This is a genomic window from Paenibacillus brasilensis (assembly GCF_009363115.1).
Classification (GTDB): Bacteria; Bacillota; Bacilli; order Paenibacillales; family Paenibacillaceae; genus Paenibacillus; species Paenibacillus brasilensis.
In genome coordinates, this window is record NZ_CP045298.1 from 218,331 (window position 1) to 236,858 (window position 18,528).

The following is an 18,528-nucleotide window of genomic DNA, read 5'->3' on the forward strand; positions in this document are numbered from 1 at the left end:
TATAATTCGATAGGACAAAGCTCGAAAATTATTTTAGCACTCTGGCAGATGTCGATACAGTTTTACCACCATAGACTGCTTTAATGCTTGAACTTCCAGTATCCACTGCCTTCACCTGTCCGCCTGTTACCTGTACAATCGACGGCTTGGAAGATGTCCACACCGCTGAGCTTGTCACATTGGTCATTGCGCCTGAATCATAAACTGCATTTACACTAAGCACTTGAGAGGAACCTTTAGGGAGCTCCAGGTTCTTGTTGCTCAAAACCAGCTTGAGCAGCTTAGGCGTCACCTTGATCTCCACGCTAAACGACTTATCTTGATATGTGCCTGTAATAGTTGCTGTTCCAATTCCAATCGCTTTAATAGATGACCCTTTTACGATCGCTACGGAAGCATTCGATGTAGTCCAATTTACCTTGCTGCTCAGCGTAGCTTTTTTACCATCTGTATATATGCCGACGACTTTGATGGACTTGCTCCCTTTCAAATTCATATCAGCACTCGTAAAGCTTGGAGTCAAAGTAGAAATAGCTCCTTCCACAATGACAGGCACCTTCACGTATTTATTCATATACATTGCCTTGATCCCTGAGTTGCCACCACTTACCGCTTTTATTTTACCATTTCCTACTGTAACTGCGGCTGTTGTAGCTTCCCAGCTTACCTGATTCGTAACATCCATGACTCCGCCACCAGCCATGTGGGCTTTTACTGTCGGAATACTCGTTTCTTGTCCTGCAACCAGCACATACTTCTTCTCTGAAACTGTCAGATTGAGCACTTTGTATTGGACAGTCACTGGAATATCCAGCTTGATTGCACCTACAGTAGCTGTCAATGTTGCACTACCTGGGTTCACTGCAACCAGCTTGCCATTGACTATTTTGACTGCACTTTCATTGCTTAAACTCCATTTTACATCGGATTGAACAGCTTTTTTAGCCCCATTGACCGAGTAAGCAGATATCGTCGGAAGGGAAGTTTTGCTGCCAGTTTCGAGAGCCAGACTGGCTTTGCTTGATACCAGCTTTTCGACAGTTGGCAGTACGTTAATCTTCAAAGTTTTGCTCAAACCGTGATAGGACGCTGTAATCGTTGAATTCCCTGCATCCATCAGAGTAATTTTACCATGCTCCACTGTGGCAACCAACGGATTGGACGAAGTCCATTCTGCCGTATTGGTTACATCGGTCTCACTACCCGTCAGGCTCACATCGGTTGCATGGACCTGGATTGGGGAGCTTCCCAGAAAGACCGATTGGGAGCCGGAGGCACTCAATATCAACGCCTGGGAGGAAGAACGTACATACACCATTATTTGTGCTTTAAGTCCATCATTGCTCGCTTTAATGTAGGCTACGCCTTTGGCAAGTGGACGTACAAGTCCATTTTCTACTGTAGCAACAGTGGAATCCGAAGACGTCCATTCCACGTCGGACACATTTTCCGTCCCGCCTCCGGTGAGCACTCCTTGAGCAGTCAATTGCTTCGATTCTCCGCCAATCGTCAGATTGATGGGACCTGAAGGATTTAATTGCAGCTTAGTGTAAGGCGATTTTACTGTAATTGTCGTCGTTACCGTCCGATTTTCATGTGTGGCGGTAACTTTGACCTGCCCTTTCGATACCGGGGTAATGAGTCCCTTTTCTACCTTTAAAATACCTGAGTCCCCGGAGATCCATTCAGCTTTTTCGGTTACATCCGTTTTGCCCGCTTCTGACACAAGCCACACTTTTAATTGGGCAGGGTTCCCGCCCAAATTTACTGTGGTCGGATTTTGACTATCCCACTGGACCGTGTATGACGTGCTCTCCTCAGCCCGGATCAAACCTGCTGGCCATGCCGCGAATACAAACATCAGCAAAGCTAGTAAGAAGGTACTCCGTTTGCTCATACGTTTCATGCGTTCCATTCGTTTCTCTCCCTTTGGTTTCATCTTTATAAATAGGGTATTATTAACAAGCCCATTACCTTTTATCGGTAAACAGCCAATTAATTTGAACCCTTAAACGAAAAAAGGTGAATTATTACAGTTAAAGCTCTCCGCGCAGCGACCTCACCACGAACAAATGCCCTTCCTTTGACAAGGTTTGTCCATCTTCAAGCACAACATCGTGATCTGTATGACTAACCAACTTAATATTGTAAGCAATCAGCTGGTCATCTTGCCAAACCGTAACTGCTGATTGAAAATGAATAGCATTATCAAACTGCAATGGAACGCTCATTATGTAGCCAAAAGAGTTCAGCTTGGCCGGGTGGCGGCTTCGGCGCTCACGTCCGGGAGGAAGCATGGAAATATACGCAATATTTTCAAAAGGAATAGCCAACATTTTCGGGCCTAAAATAACGCACTTGCGTGTATCATCCCATTTTTCGAGCGTCCCGCGCACCTTCTGGGTATGACCGTTGTTGCCATGATATAAGATGACCTGACGTCCCTTCCACTGACGCATGTCCCCACCTCCAGTGCTAGCGGTTAGGAATCTCCCACCGAATCGGTTCCATTCCATGCTCCTGCAAAAATGCATTGGTACGCGAAAAAGGTTTGCTGCCAAAAAAGCCTCTGTGAGCCGCCAATGGGCTTGGATGGACGGATTTCAGCACCAAATGCTTGCTGGTATTTACGAAGCTTGCTTTTTTCTGAGCATGGCTGCCCCACAAAATAAACACTGCGGGCTGCTCACGTTCATTAATCGCTTCAATCACAGCGTCCGTGAAACGTTCCCAACCTATTCCCTGATGAGACTGCGGTTGTCCTTCACGTACGGTCAGCACATTGTTCAGCAGCAGCACGCCCTGCTCAGCCCAAGGAACGAGGTAGCCCTGATTCGGAATAGGAGTGCCAATATCATCGCGCATCTCTTTGTAAATATTTTGTAGTGACGGCGGCGTGCGCACACCTGGTCTAACGGAAAAGCTCAAGCCGTGAGCTTGTCCCTCTCCATGATAGGGGTCCTGACCCAGTATAACTGCTTTGGTAAGATGATATGGCGTTAATTTGAGTGCTGAAAACAAATCTTCTTTCGGGGGATATACTTTGTGTATCTTGTACTCACGGGCTAATGTGTATCTTAATTCATTAAAGTAAGGCTTTTCGACCTCTTCCCGTAATACATCATCCCAATCATTCCCAAACATAACTCCTGTCTCCTCTCGCTATGTAGATCTCTCAAATTGTAAGCTTTTTACCCAAAAAAATAAGCTGACCCCTCATCCGGAGCCAGCTTATTTATTCGTTACTTTGTTTTGCCGAAGGACCAGAAAAGTAATCTTACGATAGTCAGCTACCGCAGGGTCTAAATTCGATTTCCTTATTATAGCATTAACGATATTGATGTCAAGTAACTGAAAGCTTAAATTCGCCCAAATAAAAGCTTCGGCGTATCATGCATATCCCTAACATGGGTAAACAGTGCGCTGGCCTGTGTCCCCTTATTATAATCAATGGCGTCCAAACGAACTGAAGTCTGCTGGAGTCACTTCATGAAAAGGACCTTTTCCAAGAAGCGTGCCAATTCATCATCGAGTAGCGGCTTACGATGCGTATTCTCCAGGTAGATATGTCTTTCAGTTTCCGGCATGATATATTGTTTGTACCACAGGAACATATCAGGACTATCTCCCTGCATTCGGAGAAATCTCCGCACTGTGTCCGCATGAAAAATGGTGCTATCGAGACTAGTCAACCAATCCCCGCTCGGTAGAAATGCTCCCATCTTCCAAGTCTCCGAGAGCGAAAGCGCTTCTTTACCCGTCTGGTAGCTCCAAACGGCATGCGAAGCTTGTATAAATGCTCGTGGATAGTCTTCTTCAGGAAATAACCCGTAAGCGATGCAGAGATGGGCCAGCCCGCGGCAACCACTTAGATGCAATTCAATCTGTACAAGAAGCTGATTATATAGTCTGCGATATTCATCTTCAGGCAATTGCTTCATCATTTATAGACACCGCTCTCGCAGTTCAACCCAGCCGGGAATAGCCAACTCGGCTTTTTCCTTGAACCAGCGCACCTGTTCAGCAAAAGGTTTTTCTCCAGCAGTCCAGCACAGCCGTTCGTCACTGCCTTCTTTGCCTTGCAGCCAAAAGCCCATAATTTGCCGAGCTGGATGGTGATAGAATTCCTCCCCAGCCCGATCATCCTTATGCGGGCCATAAACGATAGTACAACGGGAATAATCCCGGTATAATTGGCAAATCTCTTGCTGCTGACGACTGTATAGCTGCCCGATAAAGTCAGCAAGATGCTCTTTAACATCCACGTTACCATACGTCCATAAATTTGCTGCCAAATCCAGAGTATATAAATGCGGCAAAATATTACCCGAATTGACCAACAGATACTCGTCTGCTCCTACGGTAAATGCTGTCGTTAATTCGTCAACAATCAGCTCGGCAGAGGAGGGAAATTGCGTAAGATGGTTCGAAAGGAAGGATCATTTTCCCAAAAAGGCTTGTCTCCCTGTCCACGAAAAGACAATACCCATACAATTTTCTCCCCCTTCTGCCTTTCAATCGCTTCCTGCCATAGCTGCTCAAACAACTCGGGATGCTTTTGGTAGCTGGCCTGTTTCCCCGGAAAAGCGCGCAAAAACATCTCTGCACCCAGCTCCATAGTGGGCATCCTCCTCTTCCTCCGCATAACGGATCATGATCGAGGCCTCATCCTCTGTTTGTAACGGCTTTTTCCCAAATACTTGCTCATGATCTCGCGCAATCATTCTCCAGGCGTGGGCAACTGGTACACTTCCACCAGCTTGAATATTGTATCCGCTTTCATATGAAATGATCAAAGTTTCACAGGGTTTCATGTATTGTCATCTCCTATTCAACGATGAAGATTCTTCTTATCTTTATTTTATAGGTTGGTGACACACTTATATAGCCTATAATAGGATTTTCGCAAGTAAAGACATTGAATTTTTCAAATAAAAAAAGTCGTAAGTTCTCGCTTTCGTGAAAGCTTACGACTTTTTACAAGAGACCGAGAACCGGTACAGTATAATCTGTTTATTCTGTTTATTTATTCTGGTTGCGGCTGCGGAACTGCCAATGTTATATGAACATCTCTTAATTGTTTGTCCGTGACCTCCGAAGGCGCTCCCATTAATATATCCTGCGCTTTGCTGCTCATCGGAAAAGCAATAACCTCTCGAATATTCGATTCATTGGCAATGATCATAACAATCCTGTCGATACCAGGTGCTATGCCCGCATGAGGCGGTGGCCCAAATTGGAAAGCATTAAAGAGTGTAGGAAATTTACTCTTGATATCCCCATATGTATAACCAGCGATCTCAAAAGCTTTTACCATAATCTCCGTATCATCGTTACGGACAGCACCCGAGAACAGTTCAATTCCATTACATACAATATCATATTGGTACGCAAGAATATCAAGAGGGTTCATATTCAGCAGCGCATCCATACCACCCTGCGGCATCAAAAAAGGATTATGGCTGAAACCTATATTATGAGTATCAGGGTCCAGTTCAAACATAGGGAAATCAACGATCCAGCAAAATTTTAACAGTTCCTTTTCCAGCAAATCCAGTCTTTTGCCTAATTCATTTCGAACAGCACCGGCTATTTTTTCGACATTTTTAAGTTGATCAGCTGCAAAAAACAATGCATGTCCTGGGCTAGCTTGCGTTACATGTATTAATTCGTTTTTTACCCCTTCAGAAATAAATTTTGCAATAGAGCCGCTAAGAGACATGTCATCATTGAACTTAATCCATGAAAGCCCTTTTGCTCCAGCTTCATAGCAAAGTTTACCATATCGTCATAAAAGCTTCTTGGCTGTGCTCCACAACCAGGAACAGCAATAACTCTTATCGTTTTATTTTTAAATACCTTAAACTCAGTCTCTTCAAACAGTTCTGTAACATCTTGGATGGTTAGCGGATTTCTTAAATCAGGTTTATCGCTTCCATATTTGAGCATAGCTTCTTTATATGGAATTCTGCTAAAAGGCTTTGGGATTTTAAAATTTGTAAATTCAGAAAAAACTTCATATAGCATATTTTCAACTACATTAAAAACATCTTCCTGTGTCGCGAAAGCCATTTCCAAATCCAACTGATAAAACTCGCCGGGTGATCTGTCTGCCCTTGCATCCTCATCTCTAAAGCACGGAGCAAATTGGGAATATTTATCAAAGCCTGAAACCATTAATAATTGTTTAAATTGTTGAGGGGCTTGAGGCAAGGCATAAAATTTGCCTGGATGCACTCTGCTAGGAACTAAATAGTCTCTGGCCCCCTCTGGAGATGAACTTGTCAGGATGGGTGTCTGAATCTCTAAAAAATCCAAATCAATCACCTTATACAATATTTTATGCCCGTTATTCTCTTAACCTTCAAAAATCATGTCTCAAAATAGCTAGTCCCTCACATTATAGTTAAAGCTTTATACCTTTCATTCAGGTATTTTGCAGTTTCAACCATTATTTTTTGTCCTATTTCATCTACATGCCTGTTCTTCCAATCCTCAAGGACCGTTCCCTTAACCCACTGGTTAAACGCACCAAGGGCTGGTCCGCAGTGTACCTGATAATCAACCTTACTGTTTTTGTCTCCATTCATTGCAAGTCGTGTAGAATAAATAAAGTACCATCTAAATATCAACGCCATCTTACGTTTGGGAATTCTTTCAGCTTTTTCAATGACCTCAGCAGGGTAATAAGCTTTAATATCTTCGTATACCTGTTCAATGCTCTTCTTAAAATACTTTTCTTCAATATATTTTTTGGTTTCGCCATCAATTTCATCTATGGAATTATAATTGCGGTATAGATCGTATAATTTATTCGCCCTGGCCGGGAAAAAGACTCCTTTTTTCATAACCTGAATTTTTGCTCCCATTTCAAACATATCCCCTGCCGGGGCGTAGTCTGTATCCTGTATGTTTAACTGCTGGAGCAAATCCTTGACATCATCACTTGTCCCCGCTTCAACCGTACACTGGTTAATGGAACCCGTCATGATAAAATCAGCACCCAGTATAAACGCTGCCGCAGCTGCTTGTGGTGTTCCTATCCCCCCGGCTGCCCCCACTCTTATGCTTGTACTGTATTTATACTTAAGTATCGCTTCATCTCTCATTTTGAGCATGACCGGAACCAGTACATATGCGACCGCATGATCCGTATGCCCGCCTGAATCAGCTTCGACGCACAGATCGTCTACCATAGGAATTTCCATCGCCATCCGAGCCTCATCCCGGCTTATCCTATGTTCCTCCAGCAGTTTATTTACGATATTCTGAGGCGCAGGGCTCAAGAAGGCCTCAACAACCTCGGGTCTTGATACTTTAGCAATAATCCTGTTCTGCGGTGTTACGATCCCCTTTTCATTTCGTCTCAGACCTTTCAGCCTGTACCTTACCAAAGAAGGCGTTATACTCATAAACGCAGAGGCTTCAATATTTCTAACACCGTATTTTATGTACAAATCAACGATGTTATCTTCTACCTCCAGGTGATCGGGAACATGAATAAGATTCATTCCATAGGCTTCGCCAGGGTTCAATTCTTTCTGAATATACTTTATTGCTTCCTCAAGGGTCCCTAACTTCACTCCCCCTGCTCCAAAGAATCCCATCATCCCTGCCTTTCCTGCTTTTACGACCATCTCTTTTGATGATATTCCCTTATACATGGAGCCTATAAGATACGCATATTTAAGTCCATAATATTGCTTGAATTCGCTATGACCAAGAGACTCTGCAGTAAATCGTTGGCAGGATATACTATTCTCCGACTTTACTTCCTGTACCTGCTCGTTGCGTTCTTCATCCTCCCTCACCACCAGCGGTTCTGCTTCTCGTTGTATGGCATTAACCAATCCTGTTATGACTTTTCCAGGCCCGACCTGGAGAAACTGGGTTACATTTTTACCCATCAGATATCTTATACTTTCCGACCACTTGACCGGACTTACGATCTGGTTGATCAGCGTACTTCTTGCCTCCTGCTGCTTGTAGGGTCTGGCATAGATATTTGAAATAACCGGTATTTTTAATTTCGAAAACTCGAATTGCGACGCATAGGCCTCAAATCTCTGTCTGGCATCTTCCAAATACCTGGAATGAAATGCTCCGCTTACATTTAAAACCACATAGTTTGTGGCTCCTGCATCCTCAAAAATAGGCTGCGCCTGCTCAATCATGTCCTTTGGTCCTGAGATGACAATCTGACTTGGCGAATTAAAGTTGGCAACATCAATCTCCATTAAATTATTTTTCTCGATAACTTCTCTAAATACTTCTTCCTTCAAGCCTATGACCGCTGCCATTCCACCACCGGTAGCCTTGACCATCAGCTCTCCTCTTTTTTTAACCAGCTTTAAGCCGGTTTCAAAGTCAAATGCTTCTGCGGCAAATAAGGCATTGTATTCACCCAGGCTATGTCCTGCAACATAATCGGGTTTTCTTCCAGTCTCTTTTAATTTGTTCAGATAACTCAAAGCGTTTACGACAAATAGTGCCGGTTGGGTATAATCCGTTTGTCCCAATTGATTGGCAGGATCCTCAAGGCACAGCTTCTTAATGGAATAACCAAGAATAGCATCCGCTTTTGTAACCAAATCCTGAAATTCGTCAAACAGTTCTTCCCCCATGCCTTTAGCTTGAGCACCTTGTCCAGGAAACAGATATGCGATCATTTGTGTCCTCCTTATTCGTAGTGAATGCATATTAGTCGAATATTTCAAATAGGCGATCCAAATTTTTCACATCATTTTGAAAAGGTGAAAGTATGGAACAAATGCTTGCCTTTTTCTTGCTGCCAAAATGGTACTTCACAAAATTAGCAAGAGTGCCTGAGGGCCCAAGGTCAATATAAACAACCCCGTCCCCGTCTCCCAGATCGTTTAGAGCGCTCCGAAAATGGATAGGCGTTCTAGCGACATTCCAAAAAAAACGGTTGTCAAGAGAAGCCGCCTTCCCGCCGCACATGGATGAGACAACCTTTATTGCCGGGGTCTTTACGGTCTTAAGCTTTAAAAACGCTGTATATTCCAAGGCTATAGGGTCAATTAAGGAAGAGTGAAAAGCAAACTGGACCGGAAGTCTTTGACATATAATCTCATTTGCTGTCAAGCAGTGTTCAATCTCTTCCAGGCCCTCACAACTGCCGGAAACGACGAAATGCGAGTCATAGTTAATCGACGCTAACTCTGAGTTGGCATTCAATACGGGTATTTGGTCGTATAGACTGAGGTCGCCAATTACGGCCAGCATGCCACCCTTCGGACAATAGGTTTCCACCATTTGTGCTTGCTTGACAATACATTGAAGAGTGTCCTCATAGCTCATACAGCCAGCCGCAGCAGCAGAGGCAAACTCACCGAGGCTGGAACCCAAAACATAATCGGGATAAATGCCCCTTTCCTGCAACACCTGTGTGAGGGCATACTCCACCATGAAAATTGCAGGGTGAGTATATAATAGGCTGTCGAACACGTCTCCCCTCTGACGGGTGTCGTCGTACAGCACTTTTAATACAGACCTGCCTGTAATATCCGTATGAATCTCATCTAGCCTGGTCATCCATTTTCGGAAAACAGAATTTAACCTGTATAATTCTTTTCCCATGCCGTAGTATTGTGAGCCCTGGCCTGAAAACATAAAAACCACAGAACTGTCCATTCTAATCCCCCATAAACCTTTTTATCGAGATACATGCAATAAAACCCTTTTTGATGAATATTTTACAGTAAATTGCGGACTAACTGCATTTGGGACGGTGTGGGATTAATTTCGTTGAGGATATTCTCCATGTGTTGTTTTATTACAGGTTTGAATTTCGGCTCTGTTATGATATATAGCTGCCCTTTTTGGATTCCCGCAAAAATCTGATCTGCGACCTCCTCTGGAAGTATTCCATTCTCGACGGCCTTGCGAGCTAATTGATTAATGACTTGCCGTTCAGGGGGAAGATTTCCGCCCGGTTTACTCAGCCCCGTCGGGCGGTTTCGCTCGGCATCCATAATTTGGGTGCGGACGAACCCTGGGCAGACAACTGAAACTCCCACATTGGAACCTGTCAGTCTGAGTTCTTGGTATAGAGTTTCAGACAGGCTTAAAACGGCATGTTTTGACGCGCTATATATTCCATTTCCGGGACCGGACAACAGACCGGCAATGGATGCTGTATTCACAATATGACATGCGGTTTTCTGTTTCAGCATAATAGGAACAAAAATTTCAGTTGCAAAAAGAATCCCCCAAATGTTCACGTTTATTACCCACTGCCAGTCCGCCACCGTATTTTCCCACAATAAGCAGCCAGTGCCGGCATCCACTCCTGCATTGTTGAACAATAAATGCACAGCGCCAAAAGTCTGAACCGTCTTTTGCGCTAATGCACGAATATCAGCTTCTTTGGAAATATCCGTCACCACGGATAGTGTATCTGCGCCCATGTCTTTCAATTGTTTTTCGGCCCTTAGAAGGGCCTCCTCCTCAATATCCGCGAGGACGACCTTCATGCCCTCATTTACACATCGGTCCGCAATAGCGCGGCCAATCCCGCTAGCAGCTCCCGTAACTACGGCTATCTTATCTTTAAACTCCCTCATGATTTACCTCCGGAATATTTTGTGTTGTTTCAGCTGACAGTGATCGGTTTCCCATTGGTGTTTAAAACAGGGCTGTCGGTAAAGGTATTCTGCGGACATTTTTATCCTTGTGGAGTGCCTCCCATGAAATCCTGCCCCCCTGGGTCCAATACATCGCTATATTTCCCATGTTTCCCTCTTCTAACAGCAACTGGGAAACAGTCTCTCCTATTTTCCCTGAAAGAAGCGCACTCGTCTTTGAGTCTTCTCTGCTTTCTCCTATAAATAAAGGAATAGACGCCCCTTCGGGTTCGTGGCCGCTATCGGCTAATTCGAGAAGCTCCCTAAGGCCAGTGAGCAGCTCCTCCCGCGTACTCGCTATGATTGCCGCCCGGCATGTCATTGCTTCACGGCCTGTCTGAAGTGTAAAAGCAATATCCTGTAAGGAGTCATCGCTCTGCTGCTCCAGATATTCCAGCAATTGTTTGGCAAGCGCTATCAGTCTCTCCCGGTTTATATCCGAGAGGACCACCACTTCGGTATGATCTGCCACTCGTGAATGAATGCTGTCTTTTTGCGAAGAGATATATTCTTCCAGAATGAAATGCACATTAGAGCCTCCTGCACCAAAGGAGCTTACGGTTGCCCGCAAGGGGTATTCCCGCTCTTCCCCTTGGATCTCTATGACAGGCCGCTCCCATTCCTGAACCTCCCGCTGCAAATAAAAGGGAGTATTACTGAAATTGATATTGGGGTTTAGCTTCTCGGCTTTAATTGTAGGAACCAGTTTTCGATGCCACAATTGCAATATGACCTTGGTTAGCTGTGATATCCCCGAAGCCGCTTCTGCATGGCCTATATTGGATTTGACTGAGCCAATGGCGCAAAAGCGCTGCTCGTTCGTGAATTTCTGGAATGCTTTATTCAAAGCGACCAGCTCAATAGGATCTCCCAACGTAGACCCATTTGCCGCTGCCTCCACATAACTGATCGTCCGAGGGTTAATGCCGGCTTTCAAAAAGTTTTCTTCGACTAATTGCGTCTGCGCATTGGGGTTAGGGATCGTATACCCATTGCTATGTCCCCCGTGATTGGTTGCCGTTGATTTAATAACCGCTAAAATGCAATCTCCATCCTGTACTGCCTTTTGAAGCGGCTTTAAAAGTACAGCTCCAACCCCTTCTGCCGGAAGATACCCGTCTCCATCCGCAAAGCTTCTGCTATCTTGATGACTTCCAATCAACTGATTTTGACTGGATTCAATATACTTTTTGGGGCTGGTCAATAGATTCCCCCCGCCAGCTACCGCTATTTGACACTCTCCCCTTACCAAGCTTTCACATGCCATATGGACAGCTACAGCGGAAGAAGAGCTCATTGTATCAACGGATATGCTAGGTCCCTGGAAATTGAAATAATGCGACATGGGGTTAGCGACTGCAACGGACCCAAAGGATGTTACCCGTTGGGCAAAGTCTGGCTCTGTATCACAGGAGCAGTATTTATGATACGTAGCGCCAATGTAGACGCCAACCTTGTTCTGGTGTTTCTTCTGCAATACCTCTCGCGTATATCCTGCACTTTCAAGCAAATTCCAGATAGTTTCCAGAAAAAGCTGCTCCATGGGGTCCATTAAACTTACCTCATAGGGGGTGAGATGAAAGAATGCCGGCTCCGACAGGTTTATTCGTTCCATAAACCCGCCCCATTTGCAGTATGTTTTCCCCGGCTTGTTCCGCTCCTCGTCAAAATAAAGATTGTGCTCCCAACGTTCTTTTGGAATTTCAGTAATGCAGTCCTTGCTCTCCTGGAGATTTCTCCAGAATTCCTGAAGATTTTCAGCCCCTGGATATTTCCCGGATATCCCGATGACAGCAATGTCCATCGTTCCTGTTCCTTTTTCCTTCTCCTCCTGAGGCTCTACCTTGTCTGGCGAAAATTGAGGGCTCCGGAATATAGGTGAGGGTGCTTTTACAGTCTCTACGACCCTAGCGGGGTTAGTTGCGGCTGCTGCCACTACCTCCTGCTCTACGCCAAACAAAGCGATCAATTGGTCTTGATGCGATTCCAGAAAATAGTCCGTTAAACTCCGCATATTCGGATATTCAAAAAATAGAGTCCTCGACACCTGATAGAACGTTTTCTCAAGTTGGTCGGTCAGTTCCATCGATTTTATAGAGTCAACCCCATAATTTTCAAAAGAAGTATCCTCTTCGATTCGATATACGGGCAGTCCGATGGACGAAGAAAGCAGCGTTTTCAAGTAATGAACCGTCTTTTCACGCAGCAGGTCTTCTTCCTGGTCGGATACCGCCTTATTTGCTGTAGAAGTTGTGTCAGCTTTTGCGGCTGCTGCCACTGCCTCCTGCTCTATGCCAAACAAAGCGATCAATTGGTCTTGATGCGATTCCAGAAAATAGTCCGTTAAACTCCGGATATTCGGGTATTCAAAAAATAGAGTCCTCGACACCTGATAGAACGTTTTCTCCAATTGGTCGGTCAGTTCCATCGATTTTATAGAGTCAACCCCATAATTTTCAAAAGAAGTATCCTCTTCGATTCGATATACGGGCAGTCCGATGGACGAAGAAAGCAGCGTCTTCAAGTGATGGACCGTCTTTTCACGCAGCAGATCTTCTCTCCGGCCGGATTCTGCCTTTTTTGCTGTGGAGGAAACGATGGCCCCCTCTGATCCCTTCACCTGATCACGAGTTGCTTTGCCGCTTTGTTCGAGCTGCCCCTCCATGACCATCATTTTGCTGACTAGCTCTATGTCTCCTTCGATCACCATGACCTGATTCGATATACAGGCTATGCTTTGGTATAGGGCATTAATTCCGGTCTCTGTCCTCATCGCATACATGCCCACCTTCTGCATGGCCTTCTCCGTTTCCTGGTCAAGCCGCATGCCGCCATCCTTCCATAACGGCCAATTGATGGACAGCGTTTTGCCTATACGCTCCTTTGAGGATACCAAGATATTGCGGTACCAGGCATATGCGTCCATAAAGGCATTCGCGGCAGCATAGTCAGACTGACCTGCATTGCCACCCACTCCCGAACCTGACGAAAAAAGAATAAAGAAGTCAAGAGCGATGTTCTTACTGGCTTGGTCCAGGTTTACCAATCCGGCAACCTTGGGCGCCAGTACTGCCCTGAATTCCTGGCTAGTCTTTTTAATAATGTAGTTATCCTGAATTATTCCAGCACTGTGCAGGATGCCGTTGATTCCGCCGTATGTCTGCCTGATATTTTCAATTAAGCCAACCACAGCTTCCTTCCGCGTGACATCCACCTGCCTGTATTCCACCCTGGCGCCCAATGCCTTCAATTCCTCCAATGAGGTCTGCTTGTCCTGTTCCAGTAGGGAACGTCCAGTAAGTACCAAAGTCACTTCCCTGGCCTGACGTGCAATCTCTTTAGCAAAAATAAGACCTAAACCCCTTGCACCTCCGGTAATCAAATAAACCCCGCAGTTTTTCCATGGAATTCCCGCTGTCTCCGACGGTGGTATTTCTACTTTGCTCCAGACCGGGACCCAACGCTTGCCCTCTGCAAATCGGATGCGGCTGTCCTCAGGATGTCGGCTGCTCGTCTTTAGGATTTCGATCAACCCTTCTGTTTTTTTTGTCCCCTCTACCTCAATCAACTGACCGTGAATCTTTGGATTTTCCTTTTGCGCAGTTTTGAGTATGCCAGACAGTCCAGCGAAGAGCAGCTTTTCATTTTGAGGCATGGTTACAATCTGCACCAGCACCTTGCCTTTGGGCTTGTCATTCAGGATGCCTTTTATGTTCTCGAAAACCTGGACGGCATACATTTCGAAGCGCCGATCGGCTTCCTCCATGCCGGATTGCAAAGTGATGCATTCCACTCCTGGAAAGAGGGCCCCAAGTTCTTCCGCAGTAATGGTATTGGTTTCGCAAAGCATGACCACGTGTCGTTCGTAGATGGGAGCCATCGGGTTATCGGAAGCCGCCTGTTCTTTCCAGCAGGGCTGGAGCATTATTGCAGCGGGTGTATTCTCACAGGTGTCGGCTTCCTTGCAGGAGTCTCCTTTTATGCGCTCGCAGACCTGGCCTGCCTCGTCACGCAAATCAATGACATACTTCTGCGTTAACTCCTGGCCACTAATGGTTGAATTAGAACTTTGCTCAGAAGGTACGAAGGTGTTTTGATACAGTAATGGATGCAGGTGTGCTGCCGCGCCGTCGGCGGGCTTTCCTTCATCTACATCTATCCAATAGCGCTCTCTAGCAAAGGGATATGTCGGTAAAGGGATACGGCGGGGCTGGACATCACCGTAAAGTCTGCCCCAGTCCATATGGGCACCATCGGCCCACAATTCTGCAATTCTGCCGTATTTTTCTGCTAGAATCCGCAAATCAACCGTTTCATCTAGCACTTCCTCCCCTGAGACCTTATCCAGGCTCTCCTTGTCCCGTTTGGCCTGTCCCCGGTAAAGCTGTGCAATATTCTGTCTTCCTCCAATAAATTCCATAAGTTTGTTTCTGAGTTCCTCCACTGACTCAACGACCACAGCGAGGCGCTCCTCCATCGCCTCGCGCCCTGTCTGCAAGGTATAAGCCACATCCACCAGATCGTGATCGAAGAACCCGTTCCGATCCATTGCCGCAGCCAATTGACTGGCCTGCTCTTTCAAGGCTCCGTCACTCTTTGCCGACAGAACAATGACAACCAGTCTTTGAGGGGTAAAAGAAGTCTCGAAGTCATCCTGTTCTGCAGGAAGGTATTCCTCAAGGACGATATGGGCATTGGCCCCCCCGGCTCCAAAGGAAGATATCCCAGCAATTCTCGGGTATTCCCGCTTCTCGCCGTCTTCCTCTACTATTGGGCGCTCCCATTCAGAAAGCCTCTGCTGGACTACAAATGGGGTTTTGGCAAAGTTTATATTGGAGTTCAGCTTTTGGGAATGCAGGCTGGGGACAATTTTCCGGTTTTTCATTTGCAGGATGATTTTGGCAATGCCTGCAATCCCTGCGGCCGCCTCCAAGTGGCCTATATTTGATTTTACCGAGCCGACAGCGCAAAACCCCGTGTCCTGCGTATCTTTTCTGAATGCCTGGGTAAGCCCGGTGATTTCAATAGGATCGCCAAGTTCTGTCCCTGTACCGTGGGCTTCAATATAACTGACTGCCCGGGCATTTACGCCTGCTTTATCAAAAGCCTCTCTGATCAGTTCGCCCTGCGCTACCGGGTTAGGCACGGTATACCCGTTTGTTTTTCCTCCATGGTTGATACGGGTTCCCCGAATAACCGCATAGATATGGTCCTTGTCGGCAATGGCCCGTGATAAAGGTTTGAGCAGTACGACCCCCGCACCTTCGCCAGGGACAAATCCATTCCCGCCTTCCCCAAAGCTTTTGCACCGCCCCTCAGGCGATAGCATTCTCATCGTACTGAGAAAGATATAGCTTGAAGGATGAAGATATAAGTTGACTCCTCCTGCAACGGCCATCTCGCATTCACCGTTATAAATATGCTCACAGGCCTCATGGATTGCAGTTAATGAGGAGGAGCACATGGTATCAATTGGCATGCTGGGCCCTTTTAAGTTCAAGAAATACGATATTCTGTTGGCTACCGAACTGAAGGAGGTGCGCGGAAAGACGGGGTGTCCTTGTTCCCACAGCTTTGGCCCGTATAAATTGAAGCCCGTTCCGGTAATTCCTGCAAAGACGCCAATCCGGCCATGATACTGGGCTGCAAGCTGCTCCCTGCTATATCCTGCATCCTCGAAAACCTTCCAGCATTCTTCCAGGAATATTCGCTCCTGAGGATCCATACTCATCGCTTCCCGGGGAGATATATTAAAGAAGAGCGGATCAAAATCTGCAAAATCCTCCACAAACCCTCCACTTTTGCTATAGCTTTTGCCCTTCTCAACAGCTTCCTTTATGTCGGGACAGTAGAAACCTTCTCTCTTCCAGCGTCCCGCAGGGATTTCGGTTATACAGTCTTTGCCCTGTTCCAGATTGCTCCAGTACTCTTCCATATTTTTGGCCTGCGGATATCGTCCGCTGATACCAATGATGGCTATTGGCTCGTGTTCCACACGGCCTTTGTCAGTAGCCGTGTTGCGGACACGATGATGATGTTTTTCTTCCTTGGGCAGGGTCGACAAAGATAATTCGCTGGCCGCATCCAGGGCTGCGGAGATGGAGACGAACTTAGCTTTCGGTTTTAGCTGGCTTCCGAGTCCTGTCCACCGTACGCATTCCTTGTGATAATCAGCAATAAAATATTCGGCCACTGCCTCCAACGTCTGGTATTCATAAAACAAGGTCATGGATATTTCCCCAAAAATACCCTGCAGCTTTTGATTGAGCCTTGTAATCATGATGGAGTCTATGCCATAGCTCTCCAAAGGCTCACTGACATCAATCTTGTCAATACTCAGCTTGGTGACTTCTCCAAACAACAATTTTAGCTGATGCAAGGTTTTTTCCAGAAGCAGCTGAAGAGTCACCTCCGAAGAAGCTGACTCTTCAACGTGTACCTTCTCCTGCGGTTGAGGCTCCAATATATGCTTTCTCAATCTGGGTAACTCACCTTCTATGACCAATACCTGATTTAGACCAGCGGCCAGACCATCATATAAAGCCTTGACGCCATTTGAAGACTGCATGGCTACCATGCCAATATTTTTCCAAGCCTTCTCTGTATCATCGTTTACTTGCATCCCTCCATCCTTCCAGAGCGGCCAATTGACAGACAGCGTCTGCCCTTTACGCTCCTTGGAGGCTGCAAGGCTGTTTCGATATGAGGCATAGGCATCCATAAATGCATTAGCGGCAGAATAGTCGGCCTGACCAGGGTTGCCCATAATTCCTGCTATTGAGGAAAAGAAAATAAAGAAATCAAGGTTTTGCTCCTTGGTCGCCTGATCCAGGTTCACCAGTCCGGCAACTTTTGGCGCCAGTACTCCCACGAACTCTTCCTGTGTCTTATGAATAATAAAACGATCCTGTATCACTCCGGCACTATGGAGGACACCATCAAGGCCTCCGTACTCTTCCCTGATCTCAAGGACCAGTCTGGAGACCTCTTCCTTCCGGGAGATATCTACCTGTCTATACTCAGCGCGGGCACCCTGCGCCTTCAATTCCTCTAATATGGCCTGCTTGCCTTCGTCCGGCATCGAACGGCCTACAAGAACTAGCGTAGCTTCCCTGACACGCCGGGCGATATCCTTTGCAAAAACAAGCCCTAGACCTCCTGCGCCGCCCGTAATCAAATAAATCCCCCGATTTTTCCAAGGCGCTCTTCCCGTTGTCTCGGGGGGATTCATCTCGTTCCAGCCGAGAACCAGACGTTTACCATCCTCATACCATATCCTTTTATCCTTTGGATATTGGCTGTTCTCATTCAGCTTCTCAACCATGCCTTCCAGACCTGAAGATTCCAACTCAACGAATTGACCTACAATTTTCGGATTTTCTTTCTCGGCGGCCTTTAGCAATCCCAAAAGTCCTGCGAAAGGCTGCTGCCCGCTTTGCGAGGAAGCTGCAATCTGTATCAATACGCTGCTTCTGAGGTTCTCTTTGAGAATCTTTTGCACTTCCGTAAGCAGTTGGAGGGCATAGGCCTGAAAGCGCTCATCCATACCACTTTGGCTGGCATGCAGCTTGATGCATCGGGTTCCTTTCATGAGCGCTTCAATGCTTCGTTCCGAAATATGATCCAGCTCACAAAGCACCACCAAACGCTGGCTAAATTCAGGGGCTGTCACTGTCTGGAAAGCAACTTGCTCCTTCCAGACAGGCTCTAGCATAAGGACTCCCGCATCTGGAAGGGACCTTGTAGTCCCTGCTCCGCTATGCGTGATTCCATGTGAAGGCATTTGAGCTTGAAATTGACGTATCCTGAGAATGGCATCCTCTTTCTGCATCCGTCCGCTTTTTACCTCGCCTAGCATATATTGAAAAAAGTCCTTCATCTC

General features: G+C 46.2%; 12 protein-coding genes. All 12 read right to left on the reverse strand.

Annotation, left to right across the window (positions count from 1 at the left end; genetic code table 11):
* Positions 1-28: 28 nt before the first annotated feature.
* The gene (locus GCU48_RS01100) at positions 29-1,915 is read right to left on the reverse strand and encodes an Ig-like domain-containing protein (RefSeq protein ID WP_152378763.1); all 1,887 of its coding nucleotides are present in this window, start codon (positions 1,913-1,915) and stop codon (positions 29-31) included.
* Positions 1,916-2,036: 121 nt separating this feature from the next.
* Complete coding sequence (locus tag GCU48_RS01105; protein ID WP_025716776.1) at positions 2,037-2,459, reverse strand: hypothetical protein; 423 nt, start codon at positions 2,457-2,459, stop codon at positions 2,037-2,039.
* Positions 2,460-2,475: 16 nt separating this feature from the next.
* On the reverse strand, positions 2,476-3,144 hold the full coding sequence (locus GCU48_RS01110) for a uracil-DNA glycosylase (RefSeq protein WP_025716777.1): 669 nt from the start codon (positions 3,142-3,144) through the stop codon (positions 2,476-2,478).
* A 338-nt stretch (positions 3,145-3,482) separates the two neighbouring features.
* Entirely contained in the window at positions 3,483-3,944 is a 462-nt protein-coding gene (locus tag GCU48_RS27485) for a hypothetical protein (protein ID WP_244315989.1), read from the reverse strand.
* Positions 3,945-4,394 (reverse strand): glycosyl hydrolase 115 family protein, encoded by a 450-nt coding sequence (locus GCU48_RS27490; protein WP_341874661.1) that lies wholly within the window; start codon positions 4,392-4,394, stop codon positions 3,945-3,947. It lies immediately after the preceding gene.
* Positions 4,391-4,618: a glycosyl hydrolase 115 family protein gene (locus tag GCU48_RS27495; RefSeq protein ID WP_025716780.1), complete on the reverse strand. Its 228-nt coding sequence runs from the start codon at positions 4,616-4,618 to the stop codon at positions 4,391-4,393. Before GCU48_RS27495 ends, GCU48_RS27490 begins: the two co-directional genes overlap by 4 nt.
* 408 nt (positions 4,619-5,026) lie before the next feature.
* Entirely contained in the window at positions 5,027-5,722 is a 696-nt protein-coding gene (locus GCU48_RS27500; protein ID WP_244315991.1) for an amino acid--tRNA ligase-related protein, read from the reverse strand.
* Entirely contained in the window at positions 5,677-6,318 is a 642-nt protein-coding gene (locus GCU48_RS27505; protein ID WP_244315993.1) for an amino acid--tRNA ligase-related protein, read from the reverse strand. The genes GCU48_RS27500 and GCU48_RS27505 overlap by 46 nt, the downstream gene beginning before the upstream one ends.
* Before the next feature lie 77 nt (positions 6,319-6,395).
* Positions 6,396-8,669, reverse strand: a complete 2,274-nt coding sequence (gene fabD / locus GCU48_RS01125; protein ID WP_152378764.1) for an ACP S-malonyltransferase — start codon at positions 8,667-8,669, stop codon at positions 6,396-6,398.
* 31 nt (positions 8,670-8,700) lie between these two features.
* Positions 8,701-9,654 (reverse strand): acyltransferase domain-containing protein, encoded by a 954-nt coding sequence (locus GCU48_RS01130; RefSeq protein ID WP_152378765.1) that lies wholly within the window; start codon positions 9,652-9,654, stop codon positions 8,701-8,703.
* 62 nt (positions 9,655-9,716) lie between these two features.
* Positions 9,717-10,586 (reverse strand): SDR family NAD(P)-dependent oxidoreductase, encoded by an 870-nt coding sequence (locus GCU48_RS01135; protein ID WP_152378766.1) that lies wholly within the window; start codon positions 10,584-10,586, stop codon positions 9,717-9,719.
* Positions 10,587-10,647: 61 nt separating this feature from the next.
* Entirely contained in the window at positions 10,648-18,525 is a 7,878-nt protein-coding gene (locus tag GCU48_RS01140) for an SDR family NAD(P)-dependent oxidoreductase (RefSeq protein ID WP_152378767.1), read from the reverse strand.
* Between the last annotated feature and the right edge of the window lie 3 nt (positions 18,526-18,528).

Bases quoted from the DNA above. Each gene is read 5' to 3' on its own strand.
- GCU48_RS01100 (WP_152378763.1), bottom strand. From the start codon at position 1,915: ATGGAACGCATGAAACGTATGAGCAAACGGAGTACCTTCTTACTAGCT.
- GCU48_RS01105 (WP_025716776.1), bottom strand. From the start codon at position 2,459: ATGCGTCAGTGGAAGGGACGTCAGGTCATCTTATATCATGGCAACAAC.
- GCU48_RS01110 (WP_025716777.1), bottom strand. From the start codon at position 3,144: ATGTTTGGGAATGATTGGGATGATGTATTACGGGAAGAGGTCGAAAAG.
- GCU48_RS27485 (WP_244315989.1), bottom strand. From the start codon at position 3,944: ATGATGAAGCAATTGCCTGAAGATGAATATCGCAGACTATATAATCAG.
- GCU48_RS27495 (WP_025716780.1), bottom strand. From the start codon at position 4,618: ATGGAGCTGGGTGCAGAGATGTTTTTGCGCGCTTTTCCGGGGAAACAG.
- GCU48_RS27500 (WP_244315991.1), bottom strand. From the start codon at position 5,722: ATGTCTCTTAGCGGCTCTATTGCAAAATTTATTTCTGAAGGGGTAAAA.
- fabD (WP_152378764.1), bottom strand. From the start codon at position 8,669: ATGATCGCATATCTGTTTCCTGGACAAGGTGCTCAAGCTAAAGGCATG.
- GCU48_RS01130 (WP_152378765.1), bottom strand. From the start codon at position 9,654: ATGGACAGTTCTGTGGTTTTTATGTTTTCAGGCCAGGGCTCACAATAC.
- GCU48_RS01135 (WP_152378766.1), bottom strand. From the start codon at position 10,586: ATGAGGGAGTTTAAAGATAAGATAGCCGTAGTTACGGGAGCTGCTAGC.
- GCU48_RS01140 (WP_152378767.1), bottom strand. From the start codon at position 18,525: ATGAAGGACTTTTTTCAATATATGCTAGGCGAGGTAAAAAGCGGACGG.